At 53.7% G+C, this 18828-nt stretch carries 14 protein-coding genes; 9 read left to right on the top strand and 5 right to left on the bottom strand.

Features of this window, described 5'->3' with window-relative positions; translation table 11 throughout:
* Positions 1-379: 379 nt before the first annotated feature.
* The 4 genes from GC101_RS32880 to GC101_RS32895 form a co-directional block, all read right to left on the bottom strand.
* Positions 380-1378, bottom strand: coding sequence for a Gfo/Idh/MocA family protein (locus tag GC101_RS32880; protein ID WP_171720734.1), 999 nt, complete (start codon positions 1376-1378; stop codon positions 380-382).
* A 74-nt stretch (positions 1379-1452) separates the two neighbouring features.
* Positions 1453-2412 carry a 1,4-dihydroxy-2-naphthoate polyprenyltransferase gene (locus GC101_RS32885; protein WP_171720735.1) on the bottom strand — a complete coding sequence of 320 codons (960 nt, stop codon included), beginning with the start codon at positions 2410-2412 and terminating at the stop codon, positions 1453-1455.
* Positions 2413-2445: 33 nt separating this feature from the next.
* A complete protein-coding gene (locus GC101_RS32890) occupies positions 2446-3219 on the bottom strand; it encodes a DUF6081 family protein (protein WP_171720736.1) in 774 nt (257 codons plus the stop codon).
* A gap of 38 nt (positions 3220-3257) precedes the next feature.
* Positions 3258-4178: a prenyltransferase gene (locus tag GC101_RS32895; protein ID WP_231575246.1), complete on the bottom strand. Its 921-nt coding sequence runs from the start codon at positions 4176-4178 to the stop codon at positions 3258-3260.
* 172 nt (positions 4179-4350) lie between these two features.
* Here GC101_RS32895 and GC101_RS32900 point away from each other — a divergent pair, with 172 nt between their 5' ends.
* From GC101_RS32900 to GC101_RS32930, 7 genes are all read left to right on the top strand, one after another.
* Entirely contained in the window at positions 4351-6717 is a 2367-nt protein-coding gene (locus tag GC101_RS32900; protein ID WP_171720737.1) for a bifunctional diguanylate cyclase/phosphodiesterase, read from the top strand.
* A 120-nt stretch (positions 6718-6837) separates the two neighbouring features.
* Positions 6838-7461, top strand: a complete 624-nt coding sequence (locus GC101_RS32905; RefSeq protein WP_042140313.1) for an acetate uptake transporter — start codon at positions 6838-6840, stop codon at positions 7459-7461.
* A 258-nt stretch (positions 7462-7719) separates the two neighbouring features.
* Positions 7720-9864, top strand: a complete 2145-nt coding sequence (locus GC101_RS32910) for a putative bifunctional diguanylate cyclase/phosphodiesterase (protein WP_171720738.1) — start codon at positions 7720-7722, stop codon at positions 9862-9864.
* A 59-nt stretch (positions 9865-9923) separates the two neighbouring features.
* Positions 9924-10247, top strand: coding sequence for a hypothetical protein (locus tag GC101_RS32915; protein ID WP_042140314.1), 324 nt, complete (start codon positions 9924-9926; stop codon positions 10245-10247).
* A gap of 156 nt (positions 10248-10403) precedes the next feature.
* A complete protein-coding gene (locus GC101_RS32920) occupies positions 10404-11288 on the top strand; it encodes a helix-turn-helix domain-containing protein (RefSeq protein WP_171720739.1) in 885 nt (294 codons plus the stop codon).
* Positions 11289-11560: 272 nt separating this feature from the next.
* The gene (locus GC101_RS32925) at positions 11561-12037 is read left to right on the top strand and encodes a DsrE/DsrF/DrsH-like family protein (protein ID WP_042140320.1); all 477 of its coding nucleotides are present in this window, start codon (positions 11561-11563) and stop codon (positions 12035-12037) included.
* Positions 12038-12208: 171 nt separating this feature from the next.
* Positions 12209-13720 carry an aminotransferase class V-fold PLP-dependent enzyme gene (locus tag GC101_RS32930; RefSeq protein WP_171720740.1) on the top strand — a complete coding sequence of 504 codons (1512 nt, stop codon included), beginning with the start codon at positions 12209-12211 and terminating at the stop codon, positions 13718-13720.
* Here the strand turns inward: GC101_RS32930 and GC101_RS32935 are convergent.
* Entirely contained in the window at positions 13706-14341 is a 636-nt protein-coding gene (locus GC101_RS32935) for a TVP38/TMEM64 family protein (protein ID WP_042140322.1), read from the bottom strand. The two genes, GC101_RS32930 and GC101_RS32935, sit on opposite strands and share 15 nt — an antisense overlap.
* 220 nt (positions 14342-14561) lie before the next feature.
* Here GC101_RS32935 and GC101_RS32940 point away from each other — a divergent pair, with 220 nt between their 5' ends.
* A complete protein-coding gene (locus GC101_RS32940; protein WP_171720741.1) occupies positions 14562-17687 on the top strand; it encodes an ATP-binding protein in 3126 nt (1041 codons plus the stop codon).
* Between the two features lie 11 nt (positions 17688-17698).
* Positions 17699-18793, top strand: coding sequence for a response regulator (locus GC101_RS32945; protein WP_171720742.1), 1095 nt, complete (start codon positions 17699-17701; stop codon positions 18791-18793).
* Positions 18794-18828 lie beyond the last annotated feature (35 nt).

Consider the following 18828-nt stretch of genomic DNA (forward strand, 5'->3'; position numbering starts at 1 on the left):
GTATGCTTAATTGTACTTTGTACAACTAAATCGTCTGATTTACAAACGGTTATCGGTTTAGTTGTACTTCGTACAATTAAACTGCCGTGTGCAGCTTGATTCTCACCATTCGCGCAGATTTAGTTGTACAGACTACAGTTATTAGATGCACGCCTGCCTTTTCGCTGTTTTTAATTGCACATTATACAACTATCACTGAGTCTCCACTTGGAACTGAATACATACATCGCTGCCTTGTTGAATGAATTCACTTCCTTAGTGCTGATATTGCACTAGAGCATAAAGACATACAGAAACGGATACCGCCCATGGGACGGTATCCGTTTCTCTTTGTAAGAATATTTCATTCATGAAGGGAGCTTATTATCTCCTGTGACGGCTACACCAGGCTGATTCTTTCCCGTTTCCGGGCAGATTCCAGGCAGCTCTCAATCAGCTTCATATTATGCACCGGGTCCTCTTCGGCGATCCAGGGCTTGCCGCTGAAGACTGCAGTGGCGAAATGATCCGCCTGCTGCACGTAAGGATTGGCTCCGAAGGCTTCCACCTGCCGGGGCTCTCCGCTGCTGCCATACACGAAGAACTGTGCATCGTCGAACCTGGCGTTGAACGGCATCGGGATTTCGATCCGGCCTTCTGTACCAAGCACCTCCAGCAGCTGGCGGTTATACGCCCACATGCCGCAATCGAAGATCAGGCTCCGCCCGCCGGGGAACTCCACCAGACCGGAGGCCATCATGTCTACATTATCATGCTCCGGTGAGAAGAGCGCCTGCACAGTTACGGCCTCCGGCTCTGTACCGAACAGCAGCCGCGCCGCTGTGAGCGGGTAGCAGCCGACATCATAGAGCGAGCCGCCTCCCCAGGCAGACTTGAAGCGGATATTGGAAGTATCCGTTGCATCGTTATAGGTAAACGTGCCGCGGATGGAGCGCAGCTCCCCGATCTCGCCGCCCGCTATGATCTCCTGAAGCTCAGTGATCCGCGGATGATGGCGGTACATATAAGCCTCCGCCAAGTGAACTCCCGCCTTCCGGCAAGCCTCCACCATCCCGGCTGCCTCGCGGCTGTCCAGGGCAATCGGCTTCTCGCACAGGACATGCTTGCCTGCCTCTGCCGCGCGGATCACCCATTCATAGTGCAGATGATTCGGAAGCGGAATATAGACCGCATCGACATCCGGATCGGCCAGCAGTTCTTCATAGCTGCCATAAGCCTTCTCAATACCGAACTCTGCCGCAGCAGCGCTGCTCTTCTCAAGCCCCCGGCTGGCAATCGCCGTTATCACTCCGGTCTCTGACTCCTGGATGGCCGGCATAACCGATCCTGTGGCGATCTGCGCGCAGCCCATAATTCCCCAACGAAGCTTCTGTGTCATAGTTATACACCTTCCTTATATAAGTTCTTCCGCGTATACCCTATAAACACAATATCATAGAATCGGGTATATCTCTAAGCAGGCCATATGGAGACCCATATAACAGCTATACCCAGCACTATGATTCTTGCCGCGCTCATGAGCATGAAATTCTTGACGGACAGAATGAAGGTCGTACCTTTATGCTGCTCCTGCTGGAAGCGCGCGATATTGCGGCGCAGCGGAATCAGTGTCAGCAGGAGCAGAAGCACCAGTACCGGATGAATGCCAAGCAGGACCAGCACGATCAGATCCACAAAAGAAACATAGTAGAGCAGCTTGAACAGCAGCAGCGCATTTTTGCGTCCGATATACACAGGCAGCGTATACCTGCGGTTATCCATATCATCCTCAATGTCGCAGATGTTGTTAGCCAGCATGATACCGGCAATCCCGAGGATGGCCGGTACTGAGAACCAGAACAGATACAGCACCTCAAGGAAATTAATATGCAGACTGATCCAGTTGCCCTGAAGCAGGAGGGTCACCACCGCCTGATCCGAGTGAATGTAGGCCGAGATGAAGATAATGACGAAACCCATGAACAGGCCGGAGAACAATTCCCCCAGCGGCATCCGCGAAATCGGAATCGGCCCGAAGGAATACAGGATGCCGATCAGGAAGGACAATCCGCCGAGCAGAAATACAATCAGTCCCGTCTGGGAGACCAGAGCGATCCCGCCGCCCGCCGCAAGTACAAGAAGAATGACGATCGTCGCCACCACCGTGCTTTCCTTCAGCTTGTAATGGACGACGGGATTATGGGTTTCGTATCCGTAGCCGTGGGTTTTTGCCGCTTTTTTGTAATCATAATAGTTGTTGATCGCCGTTGTTGCCATATCGAAGCTGAGGAGCGATACAAACATCAGCGCGAAGCGCAGGATATAGAAGTCCTCGAACCGGTATAAGGCATAGAGTGTCCCCAGCAGCAGCGGCAGCATACTGGCTACCTTCGTAGGCAGCTCGACAAACTTGAAGAAAATTTTTAGATTCACGGCCAATCATCCTTATCTGTTAGATGCGCACTGTTACTTTGCAGAGGCTGTAACCGTCACCGGTGACCATTCGGCGATTACCGTCTGCCCGTGTGCGGATACGCTGCCCTCCGGTGTCAGATCCTTCTCGGTCATAATGCCCAGTGCAATAGTGAAGCTGTTGAATTTAACCGGCACATTCTGCTCGCGGCGCACCTCTTGACCGTTCACAAAGAATACAGCCTCGTTTTTGCCCCGGTGGTAGGTAATTTTGTAAGTATTGAATTCACGCGCCTTGAAGCCGGTATCTTCTGTGAAGATGCAGAAGTATTTGGTTCCCCCGGTCTCGGGTACTGTTACACCCGGAAACGGCAGAATTCCATACACACTGGCATATTTATCGTTACCGGCGAAGAAATCGAGCGCGGCGCCTGTTGTGAAATCTAGTAAATTCAGCGAAACATAGCCGTCATACAGATCACCCGGCGCTGTCCCCTGCGTACGGGCACGGATCTGCAGCTCGAAGCTGATCTCCCCCTCTTCAGGCACTTCTACCGGCTGGGCCGAATAATACATATGCTTGGCATTATCAAGAATCTGCACATGGTCGTTCTGGCGGCTCAGCTGAGCCCGCACATACAGATATCCATTACGTACAATCACTACAGCTTCCGGTTCACGGTAAGCCCAGAACGAGCCGTCAGGCAGCGTGAAGCCGCCGGTTCTCCAGACCTTACCCTCAGTCAGAATGGTATGAAAATCTCCGATTACGGTTTGTTTGACCTCAGCCGGTTGCACTTCTTCACTAATTGGTTTGTTCTTGTCCATGGGTTCTCCCGCTTTCTGTAATGTAGTAAATTCCGGTTTCAGACCAGTCCCTGAATGAGCAGTGCCACCGCCATGATCATCCCGCAGCGCACAGAGGCCCGCTGTGAGGCGCCCATGAGCGGCAGATAAGCGGCAGATGCATTCTGCGGCTGCAGGTTGCGGTAGACATGTACCGGTGCAATGGCCGTCAGCAGGGCGAGCAGCGCATACACCGGCAGTACATCAAGCAGTACACAAACAATAAGGGATGCATATGAGATATAGAGCAGTACATGAGAGAAAATCAATGCTCTGCGTTCGCCCCATACTACAACAAGCGTACGCTTGCCGGCCTGCTGGTCAGCTCTCCAGTGCAGGAAGTGGTGGTTGAACAGCAGCAGCGTTGTCAGAAGCCCGATCGGCAGAGACAGCAGGACAGGCTTCAGGCTGAATTCCCCGGTCTGAACGAAATAGGCGCCCAGAACAGGCATCAATCCGAACGCAAGGAAGATCGCAAGCTCACTGTAGCCCTTGCCGCGGTAGCCGAAGCGCAGCGGCGGGGCGACATAGAAATAAGCGATCAGCGCACCGCCGGCGACAAACCATAGTATCTCCCAGCCGCTGTACAGGCTAAGCAGTAAGCCGCAGGCGACCGCAACGGCCAGCAGGCCCCAGGTCAAAAGCGCAAACAGCGACTCGCGCATCATTCCTCCGGACAGGAAACCGGAATTCGTAGAGATGGCCTCAGGTGTATTATGCGCCTCCGTGTCGGTTCCGTTGCGGAAGTCCCATAAATCATTCACCATATTGGAGAATAAGTGCGCCGCAGCTGCTCCGACAAAGGTTATAACAAACAAAAACGGATGGAATACTCCCTGCCATACATATGCCCCGACCGTTCCCAGGACAACCGGTATGAGCATAACGGGAATAACTCCAAACCGTGAGGCTTTCTTAAAAATCGTCCATTTTTCCATCATGCCAAGGATTATCTCCTTCAATTATTATTTGATAATAATTATCATTAAATTATTATACATCAAATTTCGACACTTTGGGGAGATTTACGCTGCAAAATATTCCCTAATCGTGGTACACTATTATAGATGGTACTTATTTCCTATTAAGTCTTAAATATTAAAGGGGAGCATCATGAAACTCCGCAAAAAAATATTTATCTTCATTGGCTTGGTTGCCGTGCTCGGGATAGGCGCTACCTACCTGCTTCTTCACATGATTCTGCTTAACCGTTTCGAGAAGCTGGACGAGGCGCAGCTGCAGCGCAACTTGACCAAAGCTGTGGCTTCCTATAATGAAGAACTGCAGGACATGAAGACCGGACTTCTCAATTACTCCGTGTGGGATGAAACCTACAGATTCATGGAATCTGTAAGAAATACCGGCCCGGCCTTATCCGGCGGTACTGCCCCCACCCCCAGCAGCTTTGACCAGACCACCTATGAAATCAACCGCTTCGATATGATCGCCCTGCTGGATTTGAACGGCAGTCCAATATATGGCGGCTCCTACGATCTGGCATTAGGAAGTGTTACCCCCCTGACACAGGAACAGCTCACTCTTTTCAAGCTGATCCACAGCCGTCTGCCTGCTTTCACCGGAACCGAAGAGAGCAGGAGCGGCGTTGTTATTCTGGATAAGGGTCCTATGCTGATCACACTCACGCCCATTGCCGGCAGCAGCAGTGACAAGCCGGTGATTGGCACGGCCGTTGCCGGAAGAATGCTGCATCAGGATGAGATTTCGCATATCTGGAAGGACACCCTCTCCACTATTCACGTGTCCCGCGCCACCTCTGCGCTGCTTGCGGAGAGCGGAGGCCAGCCGACCTGGACCCATCCGGTCTCAGACGGCATGATGTCGATTCATACGGCGGTGAATGATCTGTTCGGTGATCCGGGCCTGATCATCTCCCTGAAGGAGCCCCGGCAGCTCTACAATAGCGGACTGAAGTCCATAGGCACCTTCCGCATGCTCTATTTCATCTCCATGCTGCTGCTGCTTGCCGCAAGCATGCTTTTCGTCAACCGGTTCATCCTGGACCGGATGTCATCGCTGGTAAGAAATATCCGTGCTATCGGCAGCAGCAAGGATCTGTCTATCCGGATTCCCAGCACTGGACGGGATGAATTCGGCGAAGTGGAGGTTGAATTCAACCGGATGATCGATTCACTGGAACAGGTTCAGAACGAGCTGCGGCAGCAATCCCTGCTGGACCCGTTGACCCAGCTGCCTAACCGCTCACTCTTTTTTGCCAAGCTGAATGAAGCCATCGCCGCGGCCAAAGGACTCAACCGGCAGATTGCCCTGGTATTTATTGATCTGGATCATTTCAAGACGGTGAACGACACTCTGGGCCATGATTTCGGGGATGCCATCCTGAAGGAGACGGCCTTCCGGATCTCACAGGTTGTCGGCAAACACGATGTGGTCTCCCGGCTTGGCGGGGATGAATTCACCATTCTGCTCTCCGATGTCCCCGATGCCGGGAGCATTCATACGCAGCTGTCACGGATTCAGGAGGCTCTCTCTATGCCCCACCATATTAAAGGGCATCTTCTATATAATACGGCCAGTATCGGCATCAGCATTTATCCGCAGAACGGTGAAGATGCCGATTATCTGGTCAAACAGGCAGATCTGGCTATGTTCCATGTCAAGGAGACCGGCCGCAATAACATCTTTCTGTATTCAGAGGATCTTGAGGCAGGGATCCGGCGCAAGAAGGTCCTGGCCCAGCAGCTGCTCTCTGCCGCAGTGGCGAACGAGTTCGAGGTGCATTATCAGCCTATCCTTGGTGCAGGCACTTTACAGGTATCGAAGGTGGAGGCGCTGCTGCGCTGGACCAGTCCGAGCTACGGAAGTATCTCACCGGCCGAGTTCATCCCGCTGGCGGAGAGCAGCGGCTCGATTGTCGGCATTGGCGGCTGGGTACTGCGGCAGGTCTGCTCCGATATGCGTGAATTCCGCAGCCGGGGGCTGGAGGTTACCGCTGCGGTTAATATCTCTGCCCTGCAGCTGATGCAGCCCGGCCTCCTTGAACTGCTGCTCGATCTGCTTCATGAATATGAACTGCCTGCTTCGAGTCTGGAGCTGGAGATCACAGAGAGCGTTCTGGTCTCAGGGGACAGCATCTTCCGGTCACTGCAGCAGCTTAGAGCCCACGGCTTCCGGATCTCGCTTGATGATTTCGGCACAGGCTTCTCTTCCTTAAGCTATCTGCGCCGTTTCCCTGTCGATGTCATTAAGATTGACCGTTCCTTCGTTTCCGAGATGTCTCCAGCCCCGCCGGGTGATGTGCTCGTCAAGGCGATTATTGAGCTAAGCCATAACCTCGGGCTGCGGGTCGTCTCCGAAGGCATAGAGCATCAGGAGCAGTTCGACATGCTGCGCGCGCTGGGCAGTGACGAGCTGCAGGGATACTATATCAGCAGACCTCTCCAGGTCACGGCACTTTATTCTTTTTTAGCGCAGAAAAATTACTTTCCGGAGTCAAAATAAGCAGTAATTTTATAGGCAAGCTACCGGGTATATGATATGATAGGCAAGCTGATAACAGCACCCGCTCCGGGTGCTGTTATCCTATGCGAACAATTATGAAAATTGGAGGCTTTAATTGTTATGTCAGCGCAACCGCAAACAACTCAATCCGTCAAAATTGTCACCGCCGACCCCAGCGCCATCGGCTTGTTCGGATTGGCTATCGTCACCTTGGTCGCTTCTTCACAAAAGCTCGAAATTACAACAGGTCTAAGCTACGCTATTCCATGGGCTATCTTCCTCGGAGCCTTCGCCCAGCTGTTCGCATCCATTCAGGATGCCAAGCACAACAACACCTTTGGCATGACCGCTTTTGGTGCCTATGCATTCTTCTGGTTCGGCATGGGCGCAAGCTGGCTGATCAAGCTCGGGGTATTCGGTACGGTGCTGGCAGAAGGCGTTGATCCCAAGCAGCTCGGATTTGTTTTTGTAGGATATCTCGTGTTCACCCTGTTCATGACGCTCGGCGCCGTTGAAGCGAACCGCGTCCTGCTGGTCATCTTCATTCTCATTGACTTCCTGTTCCTCGGCCTCTCTATGGATGCCTTCGGAGTCGCTGCAGAATTCTTCCACAAGCTGGCTGCCGTTGCGGAAATGGCTATCGGAATTGTATCGCTCTACGGCTGTGGCGCATCTGTGCTCAATGCTCATTTCGGACGTACTTTCCTGCCGATCGGCGCACCGCTGGGCATCTTCAAGAAATAATTACAGGTTCAGGCTCAAGCTACTTGAGCTCCAATCTTAAGAGCAACGGATAAATACTTGCTGCCTTCGGGGCAGAAGGTGTTTATCCGTTTTGAATTTACACGGCTGTTTGTTAGGTTTTTCCTTGCGCAAAGACGATAAAAATGACATGCTATAGAAACACCTACGACATATCTCGACATTTTTCTGCGGTGCAAGAACCGCTTTTTATGAATAGCAAATCTACTGCTTTAATCTTTCGGGTATCGGAGGCAATCCATGGCTTTCCTTAATAAAAAGCCTTTAACGATTATTGTCGGCTTCTTAGTCGTCCTGCAGCTCTCGCTGTTCTACTATTATTCCTTGTCCGTGAACCGGGAATACAGGGCTGAGAAGGCTGATCTGTCCTCACAGGCAGTCATGCTGACCTCAAATATTGAGGAGAGAGTGGCAATTGTCAAAGGCGTAAGTTCCTTTATTCAAACGGTCGGCTTCGATGCTGATCCCGCACTCATTAATAACTATCTGGTAACGGCACACAACAACAACTCAAGCCATGTCACGAACATTATGATCGCTCCTGACGGTCTTATCCGCTACCTCTACCCTCTTGAAGGCAACACAGCGATTCTGGGCAAAAGCCTGCTGCTGGATGCCTCCCTGGCCTCCCCCGGCATGATCCAAGAAACGATACGCTCCCGCGGCATTACGGTAGACGGGCCCCGTACATTAGCCCAAGGCGGCTATGGAATGGTAATCCGGCAAGCAATCTACAAAGACAACTCTTTCGAGGGCATCGTCTCGGTTACAGTGAAGATTGATAACATTGTGAACCAGCTTGCTCTCGAGGACAGCAATATATATGTTACAGCCGAGGACCACACGTTCCTCTTTGGCAATGAATCGCATGCCGATGACCTGCAGCTTACCGTTCCTGTTCAGGCCTATAATCAGCATTGGCTGATGGGGATATCCCTGCCCTCCTATAAGAAATGGCAAGTGTTCCGCAGCGTGCTATGGATCGATATTGCCTTCCTGCTTGTAATTGCTTTCATTCTCTACGTTTTCTGGCATCAGAGCCGGTTTAACCGTGAGCTGGAGCGTGTAGTCAGTCTCCGGACCCGTGATCTGAGCATCTCCAAGCGTTTATACGAGAAGCTCGCGCATTACGACAGTCTGACGGACATTCCGAACCGGCGTTATTTCATGGATGAATTCGAGCGGCTGCTGCAATGTTCTGACCCGACTCAGACTTATACCTTATTCTTTTTCGACTTGAACCGGTTTAAGGAAATCAATGATACACTTGGGCACTCTACAGGGGATCAGGTGATTAAGACACTGGCCGGCCGGCTGAAATCCGGTGAGCTGCCCTTCAAGCTGTTCGCGCGTACCGGCGGAGATGAATTCGTCATGATCTTCCCTGACCTGCCGCGTGAGCAAATCCCCGTGATTGCCGAACAGATCAGCTTATTAATCTCGCAGACGCTGCTGATCTCCGGAGCACATCTCAGCTTGTCCACCAGCATCGGCATCTCCCTGTACCCTGAGCATTCGAAGAATAAAGATGATCTGCTCAAATTCGCGGATATGTCCATGTACCAGGCCAAGACACAGGAAGACGCCAACTTCTTCATCTTCGACTGGGAGCTGCGCGAGAAGCTGGAGCAGAAGACGATGATCGCTAAGTATTTGCATTCTGCACTGGAGCGGGAAGAATTCGTGCTGTATTATCAGCCGCAGATCAATGCCGTCACAGGTAAAATGATCGGTATGGAGGCGCTGATCCGCTGGAACCATCCCGAGAAGGGTCTGATCGGGCCCGGCACCTTCATCGCCGCCGTGGAAGAGGCCGGTCTGATGATCCAGCTCACCGACTGGGTGCTGCGCGAGGTATGCCGCCAGCTCTGCGAGTGGCGGAACCTGGGAATGCCGCTGCTGCGGACATCGATTAATATCTCCAACAGCTGGTTCTACAACCGCAATCTGATCGAGAATCTGCTCTCTGTCCTTGACCAGTACGGACTGGATACCGATATGCTGGAATTCGAGATTACAGAGAGCACCGCACTGCTGGAAGAACACTATCCGCTGCTGCAGCAGATGCGCGATCACGGAATCATCGTTTCCATTGACGATTTCGGCACGAAATATTCCTCACTGAATTACCTGAAGCATTTTCCCGTGAACAAAATCAAAATTGACCGGACCTTCATTACCGGCATCGGTGTCAGTTCCATTGACGAGACCATCATTAAATCCATCGTCTTCGTCGCCTCGCAGCTTGGCTATGACCTGATTGCCGAAGGGGTCGAGACGCCGGAGCAGCTCGCCTTCCTGGTGAAGCATGATTGTCCGCATATTCAGGGATTCCTGTTCTTCCCTCCGCTGCCTGCCGACGAAATCCGCAAGCTGGCTTCATAAACGGGGGATCGTTATAATAAAAGGTAAGACTGAAGTTAACCCGAAAGGATTATGAGAACATGAATGGATTAACTACCGGCGAAATTGCCGGAACCGTTATATTTGCGCTGATCCTGGCCATCCTTGCCTACCGCATTATCCGCGGAATGCCGAAGATGGCCGGAGATATTACAGCTTTCCGCAAACGCACACTCGTCTGGACCCAGGTGGCACTGGTACTTACGGTCCTCCAGTTGAACTTCAAAGCAGGAGACTGGCGTTTCGGAATTATTCTTGGACTGATTGTGCTCTTCACCGGAAGCATCTGGCTGTCCGCCCGCCGTTATGATAACGCCCGTCTGGCTGAGTCCGCAGCAGAGCCGCAGGACAGCACCAGAGAATAACACATTAATCTTTCAAGTGGAAACGGATACCGTCCTTTTGAAGGAGGGTATCCGTTTCAGCGAGAAATAGAAGGATAATTTATAGCGTGTAACATATAAATTCTTATATTTGAATTTGAAGCTCCCGCAAGGGGGCTTTTTTTAGGAGGAGTTGCTGTGGGCAGTACAAAAGCATTGGGCATCTACGGCTTCCGCTTCAGTGAGCCGGACCGGCTGCCGCTGCTGAATCTCTTTGCAGCCGGGCATTCGGTTGAGCTGAGCCCGGATTATCACTGGAACGGCCTGGAGCGCAGTGATGGTCCGCTGCTGCTCTTCCAGTACACCGTTTCGGGAAGCGGGATTTATGAGCTTGACGGGGAGAGCTTCAGTATCGGCCCCGGACAGGCCTTCATGGCTGAGATTCCCGGCAGCCACCGGTATTATCATCCCGGCGGCACGGAGCCGTGGGAGTTCTATTTCCTGCTCTTCCGGCCGGAGCCGCTGCTGCCGCTCTGGAATGATATCAAGTCCAGAATCGGGGCAACCCCGGCCTTGGATTCCGGCAGCCCGCCGGTCCGCATGCTGCGCGATATCGTCCGTGAAGCCCACGCCAGACGGATTACCGATCCTTACTCGGCTTCCTCGCTGCTGCATCAATTCATGATGGAACTCGGCAGGCATACCTCCGGCGGCCCGCGCGACGCGGCCGGATGGCCGCCGGCCATCCGCGAATGCGTCCGGTTCATCGAGGAGAATTACAGCTCCATGATCGGCCAGGAGCAGCTTGCCGGGAAGCTGGGCCTCTCGAAATTCCATCTGCTGCGGACCTTCAGCAAGGCAGTGGGTGTTACCCCCAATGACTATTTGAACCGGGTCCGCATTGAGCATGCCGTGGAGCTGCTGAGAACAACAGACTGCAGCATCGAAGCCATTGCGGGTCAGGTCGGCTATTCCTCTGGCAGTTACTTCATTAAGGTATTCCATAAGCTTACCGGGCAGACACCGGGTGCCTTCCGTTCAGGGAACGCCAGCCTGAACTACAGCCGCCTGTTCTTCAGCTGACCCTTGAATCTTTTACCTTGTCCGCACCCCGTAAAGGATCAGACCGACCAGGAGCAGCAGGACTGGAAAGCCGGTGAGCAGCAGCTCAAGCATCGTCAGAATCCCTTTTTCGTCGTCTACCAGCAAAATATGTTCATCCTGCAACCTTATCCCTGCCTTTATCCAAAATATTGAAAACCCTCACCTGCATGCTGTATTCGCCGGGCAGGCATACTTTACCTCCGTACAACCATACTAATGACATTCTATGGATACTGATGGAGGGTTAACGAATGGGTAAAAAATTAAATCTGCTGATGTTCAGCGGAGAATATGACAAAGCCATGGCGGGGCTGATTCTGGCGAATGCCGCAAGGGATATTGAGGTGGAGGTTACGATGTTCTTCTCATTCTGGGGGCTGTTCCTCATCCGGGACCCGGAGACAATGACGCTGGAGGACAAGAGTATCTACGAGAAGCTGATGGATGTTATCACACCCAAAGGGCCGGAGCAGCTGCCGCTCTCGCGGATGAACTTCAGCGGCCTCGGCAAGCTGATGCTGGAGGAGATGATTGAGGATCAGGGGGCGCCGAAGCTGATTCATTTCCTGAAGGGGGCGCGCAAAAAGAACATCAAGTTCTATGCCTGCAAGCTCTCGGTGGAAATTATGGGCTTCAAGCCGGAGGAGCTGCTGCCTGAAGTGGAGATTATCGACGCTGCAGCATACCTGAAGGACGCACTGGAGAGCGATATTCAGCTCTTCATCTAAGCAGTATTGTGGTCCGGCATGGGCTTTAACCTAATTCCGGGCGCGGGCATATACTGAGGGCAAGCGGAAACGGATTTGCCCGTCTTTATATCAGGACGGTACCGCCATCCCTCCAAGGACGGTCCCCTTCCGTATCCGCGACAACAGATTCATTGTCTGGAGGGATTATCCGTGCTGAGTATCCGCCACGCCGTTGCAGCAGAGGCGCCGTCTTCACTGCAGGAGCATTTCGCAGCTTTTCGCGAGCATATCATAGGAAACCGTCATATGATTACTACCCCGTACGGCCGGCAGCCGCTGCTGTATGCCGACTGGACAGCCAGCGGGCGGCTGTACGAGCCGATCGAGCGCAGAATACAGGAGAGCTTCGGCCCCTATGTCAGCAATCCGCATACTGATTCTAATACTACAGGGCTAACGATGACCCTGGCTTATAATGAAGCCCGGCAGATCATCCGGCAGCATGTGAATGCCGGTCCCGGAGATGCGCTGCTCTTCTGCGGCAACGGCACTACCGGAGCGGTGAACAAGCTGCAGCGGATCATGGGCCTTAAGCTGCCGGAATGGCTGCAGCAGAACTACGTCTGCCCGCCGGAGGAACGCCCGGTTATCTTCGTGAGCCATATGGAGCATCATTCCAATCTGCTGCCCTGGCAGGAGGGCATCGGCGATGTGGTCACCGTTCCATCCGGGCCGGGCGGGCAGGTTGACCTTAAGCAGTTAGAGGAGCTCCTGCTGCGCTACCGGAACCGCCGCTTCAAAATCGGCTCCTTCACCGCCTGCTCCAATGTCACCGGCATCCAGACACCCTACCATCAGCTGGCCGCCGTCATGCACCGGCATGGCGGAATTTGCTTTGTCGATTTTGCCGCGAGCGCCCCTTACGAACGGATCGACATGCATCCTGCATCTCCGCAGGAGAAGCTGGACGCCATCTTCTTCTCTCCGCACAAATTCCTCGGCGGCCCCGGAACCGGCGGATTGTTGTTGTTTGATGCCGCACTTAGCACCGGCAGCGTGCCGGATGAACCCGGCGGAGGCACCGTGGTATGGGTCAACCGCTGGGGCGGGCGCCGCTATATTGCTGACGTGGAGGTACGCGAGGACGGAGGCACCCCCGGTTCCCTGCAGGCTATCCGCACAGCGCTGTGCATCAGACTGAAGGATCAGATGAACGGACCCGGACAATATATGGTGGTCCGGGAGCAGGAGCTATGCCGGAAGCTGCTCGCGGAGCTTGCGCAGATTCCCGGCTGCTCCGTACTGGCAGGCGCGCAGACTGAGCGCCACGGGATTATCTCCTTCACGCTGAAGGAGATCCACTACAACCTCGCCGTCCGCCTGCTGAATGACCGCTTCGGCATTCAAGCGCGCGGAGGCTGCTCCTGCGCCGGCCCGTACGGCCATCAGCTGCTCGGGCTGGACCCTGCGGATTCGCAGGCGTTCATCCAGGCGATCCACGCCGGCGACCAGTCACTGAAGCCGGGCTGGGTCCGCCTGTCCCTGCACCCGGTCATGACGGACCGGGAGGTGGAGCATATGGCCTTCGCCGTCCGTTCCATCGTCAGCCGCATCGGCGAATGGAGCAGCGATTACCGCTATAATTCTGCCACCAACAGCTGGCTTCACACCGGGGATACAGGAGAGCCCGGGGGCGAGATCCGCGAATTATTCTCTCTGTAGCGGTTTACTGCTTGATTCCCGTTCCCGGGCCAGCCGGGCGAATCTGGACTCGATCGCCTTAACCCCCCAGAGCGACACTCCGATAAACAGCAGCACGTAGACAATCTCTCCCGGATGACGAATGAACCGGTCCACATCATTGCCGATGTAAGAGACGGCGAAGACCATAATGGCTTTGCCGGCGCACAGGGCAATCAGATAGGAGCGAAGACGCATGGCGGCAAGCCCGGCAGCCATATTAATGACTACGAATGGCCCTACCGGAAACAGACTGAGCAGAAAAACATAGCTGAACCCGCTCTGGCGGACCCAGGTCATGCTTTTGGCGACCTTGGGCCGCTCCGCCCATTTGCGCAGGTAGCGGTGGCTGCCGATTTTACGGATAATCAGGAAGGTAGTTACACAGCCGGCTACAAGACCGATCCAGGAATAGAGGAATCCGAGCCATAAGCCGTATACCGCCCCGTTAAGCCCCACAATCGCAATGGTCGGCAGCGGCGGCACGAATGATTTCATGAAGGTAAGTCCAACTCCGGGCAGCGGCCCGAGCGAGCGGTACTGCTCCAGCAGAGTCCGCAGCCGCTCCTCGGTCAGCCATGACATTATATCTAAAAAGAACATTTCCTCAGCTCTCCTCATTACATTCTGGAATAGTTGCCGTTATACATAGCATTGAGTTTCAATTATACAATACTTCTGTCCGCCTGACGCCAAAACGTCAACTGACTAGACAAGCATAAGCTGCCGGAGATATGATGAAATCAACTAGTAACTGAGTCGGCGTGAACCTGGATATACTCTTATCTTGTCGAACCAACAGCCAGCCCGAAGTGAGGTCTTCATGAAACCATTTGATTATAGTCTGCTGGCCAAAAGAGCGCTCGCCCTGCTGTGCATCTGCCTGCTTGCCGCATCTGCACTGGTGCCGCTCCTGGGCGCCTCTTCTTCCAAATGCTCCAGCTGGCAGAACGGTTATATAGATTTGTCCGCATGTACCTTTGATGATTCCTCTGTCTTCCCGCTGGACGGTGAATGGGAGTTCTATTGGCAACAGCTGCTGGACCCGCAAGACACACTCTCCGGTACCGCGAAGGCTCCGGCTTATATGGCTGTACCCGGAGCCTGGGGTCCGGGCACTGAGACTACCGGGTTCTCCCGTTACGGATATGCCTCCTACCGCCTGCTGCTCCAGCTTCCGCCGGAGGTTCCTGCCTTTGCCCTTAAGGTGAACAATATCCGTAATGCCAGCCAGGTATTCGTGAATGGCGAGCTGCTGGGAGAAAGCGGACTTCCGGGGGTATCCCTTCAGAGCACGGAGCCGCGCAACAACCCGTATTCCTTTACTTTCAGCGCCAAGGACAGTCAGGCAGAAATCCTTATTCATACCTCCAACTTCACCTATGCGAACGGCGGCATTGCCGAATCCATCCGGATCGGTACGCCTTCATCCATAGGGGCCATAGACCAGCGGAACAGTACCTACGATATTTTGCTGGTGGCCGGGTTTGCTTTTATCAGCTTCTACTTTCTGGGACAGGGATTCCAGCGCAAAGAGGACAACTCTTCACTGCAGCTGGCTATGTATTGCTTCACCATCGCTCTTTATATGCTGACCCACAGCGAGAAGCTGTTGTTCCAATACCTTCCCTCCATTTCCTATGAAGCCTTCAGCAAATTACAGGTCATGTCCGGCGTAATCGGGTTCTACTTCGTATCCAGCTATACTTATTCCCTGTTTCCCGCACTCTATTCCCGGCTCTTCCGGCGGATCACCTTCGTATATTCGCTCGGCTTCTGCATTATTGTACTGATGAGTACGATCCTTATTTACTCACGGATCGCAAGTATACTGCTGGTCTTCAGCTTCATTTCGGTCTGCTATACCTTCTATGTTATGGCCAAGGCAACCTGGCGGCGTGAGATCGGCTCCTATTATTTGCTGATCGGTGTGATTGCGGCGATTATGTTCACCTTCTCCCTGGCGGGCAATCTGTTCCTGGGCACGGGACTTTATGCCATTCCGCCGGTATCCGGCCCGATCTTCATCCTTGCCGAGGGCCTCTTCCTGTCTGCACGCCATGCGTATGCCTATCAGACGATCAAGCAGCTCTCCCTTCAGCTCGAACGCAAGGACCGGGACAAGGATGAGTTCCTGCTCAAGACTTCAATTGAGCTGCGTACACCGCTGAATGCTATCATCAATATCTCACTGTCTATGTATGAGGGTGCCGGCGGGCCGCTAACCCCTTCACAGCGAGAGGATATGCGGCTGATCCTCGGAACCGGAAGACGGCTGGCCTTCCTGGTCAGGGATATCCTTGATTATGAACAGATCAAGCGGCAGCGCATCACCCTGCACTGGGGTGCTGTTGATATTCAGGGCGTTGCAGAAATTGTAATTGAAGTCTTCCAGTTTCTGAATAAGAACGGCGAGATCCGCATCAAGAACCGCATTCCGCCAGGGGCGTTCCTGGTCCAGGCGGATGAGCAGCGGCTGATGCAGATCCTCTACAACCTGATGGACAATGCGCTGAAATTCACCGATCGCGGCAGCGTGATTATTGAGGCCGTTCAGATGAATGATTCCATATCGGTTACGGTCACCGATACCGGCCGGGGCATTCCCCGGGAACAGCTGGAGAGCATCTTCCGTGATTATGAGCAGGTTAACGAAGCCGATTCGCTGGAGACTGGCGGACTGGGTCTGGGCCTGGCCATTACCCGTAAGCTTGTGGAATTGCACGGGGGAAGGATCACCGTGTCCTCCACGCTTGGCCGCGGAAGCAGCTTCACCTTCACACTCCCCGCCGGGCAGGCTGACGCTGCCGTAACGGAGGAGCCGGAAGACCGCCAGCTGCTGCTTACGCCGGTGCAGGCGCCTCCGGAGGCTGTGGATGAGGAATGGAAGTACAGAACCACTCCGGTAACGCACTCCACCGGACAGGCAGGCCCCTATGCTCCCCGCATTCTGATTGTGGATGACGATTATGCCAATCTGAAGGCGCTGACCAACCTGCTGTCACTGGAGAATTATACGATCTCCAGTATGGGCAGCGGCAAGGACGCACTGGCCCTGCTTGCAGAGGACCGTGATTTCGACCTCTGCATCATCGATGTCATGATGCCGGGAATGTCGGGCCTTGAGCTGTGCAGGAGGATCCGCCAGACTTACACACCGCTGGATCTGCCGATCCTGATGGCCACAGCCGGGCAGCAGCTTCACTTCAATGAGGCGGCCTTCCGTGCCGGAGCTAACGACTTCATCCATAAGCCTTATGCCTGGAGCGATCTCAAGGGACGCGTCAATACCCTGGTTCAGCTGAGACGATCGGTATCCGACCGGCTAAGTTCGGAGATCGCTATGCTGCGCGCGCAGATCAAACCGCATTTTCTCTACAATGCCATTAATACGATCATCTGGATGAGCACACGCGACAATGAGAAAACCCGGCATTTGCTGTACGATTTGAGCCATTTTCTGCGCGGCAGCTTCGATTTCAGCAATCAGGAAACGGCGATTCCGTTTGAGAAGGAGCTTGAACTGATTGAGGCTTATCTGTCACTGGAGCAGGCCCGTTTCGGGAAGCGGCTTAATGCCCAATATAATATTGAAGTCAGTGAATTTTCATTGCCGCCGCTGATTGTGCAGCCGATCGTGGAGAATGCCGTCCGCCACGGACTGATGGAGAAGATTGATGGAGGGACCGTAATCCTCTCCACCAGACAGGAGGGTAATGCCATCCTAATCACCGTCACCGATAACGGTAAGGGAATGAGCGATGAGCAGCTCTCCTCCTGGATGAACGAGGGCTACCGTTCTCCACATGGAGAAGGCACCGGAATCGGCCTGCGGAATATCAACCGCCGGCTGCTGACACAGTTCGGCTATCCGCTTGTTATTACACGCGGGAGCAACGGGGGCATCGAGGTACTTATAACAATCCCATGGAAGGATGAGGTCTCCTGAGTATATCTGTAATGGTTATTGATGACGAATGGCCGGCGCTGGAGCAGATGCGTGAGCTGCTGCTTCAGTGTGACGGCATTTCCTCTGTTCTTGTGTATGATAATCCGCGCGAAGCTTTTACGGCTGCCGTAGAACATAAGCCCGACATTCTATTTCTGGACATCCAGATGCCTGAGCTGTCCGGCTTGGCTTTTGCCGAGAAGCTGCTGCCCTTCTCACCGGACACGGATATCGTATTCGTGACAGCGTACCGGAATTATGCCGTTGAAGCCTTTGAGCTGTCGGCGGTGGATTATCTGCTGAAGCCCGTAGACCCCCCGCGCCTGCTCAAGACGTGGAACAAGATACTCTCCAAGCGTATGCTGCCCGGCGCCACCGGGACAAGAAGTGCGGAAACGGCCTTCCGGCTTCTTGGCGGTTATGAGCTGACGGGTCCGCAGGGCGCCGTGAAATGGAGCACTCATAAGGCAGAGGAACTATTCGCCTATCTATGGATTCACAGACAGGGCAGCGTAAGTGTAATTCTGAATGATGTGTTTCCGCAATGGAACTATGAGAAGGGCAAGCAGTATCTGCACACCACTGTCTATCAGATCCGCAAAACCTTAAAGAAAGCTGCGCTGGGGGACAGTATTGAGCTGACCTTCGACAGGGAAAACTACCGGCTGGAATCCAGGGGGATCGAAGGCGATACCGAAAGATTCATGGAGGCAGCCACGCTTGCACTGCAGAACAATCAGCCGGAGGAGATGCGGGATGCTGCCGCCCAGTACACAGGGGATCTGCTGCAATCGCTGGACAGCCTCTGGGTGTATTCCTCCCGCGACAAATACCGCCGGATCTATCTTAAGCTGCTGGAGCAGCTTGCCCTGGAGCTGATACGGTACGGACGTCATTATGAAGCTGAAGATTACGCCGTACGCCTGGCCGAGCTGGAGCCGCTGGATGAGAGTTATGCCCTGCAATTGATCTCCATTTATTATGAAATCGGCAAGCCTCTGAGGGCGCAGCGAAAATTCACCCAATTCAGGGACTCCTACAAAGCCGAGACGGGTGATGACCTGCCGGAATGGTTCATGGAGGTCTACCAGCGCCTGGGTAAATAAATGCTGAAGCATGTTCCATAGATAAAAGCACACTA

It is taken from the genome of Paenibacillus phytohabitans (genome assembly GCF_013141775.1).
In the GTDB taxonomy this organism is placed as follows: Bacteria; Bacillota; Bacilli; order Paenibacillales; family Paenibacillaceae; genus Paenibacillus_AQ; species Paenibacillus_AQ phytohabitans.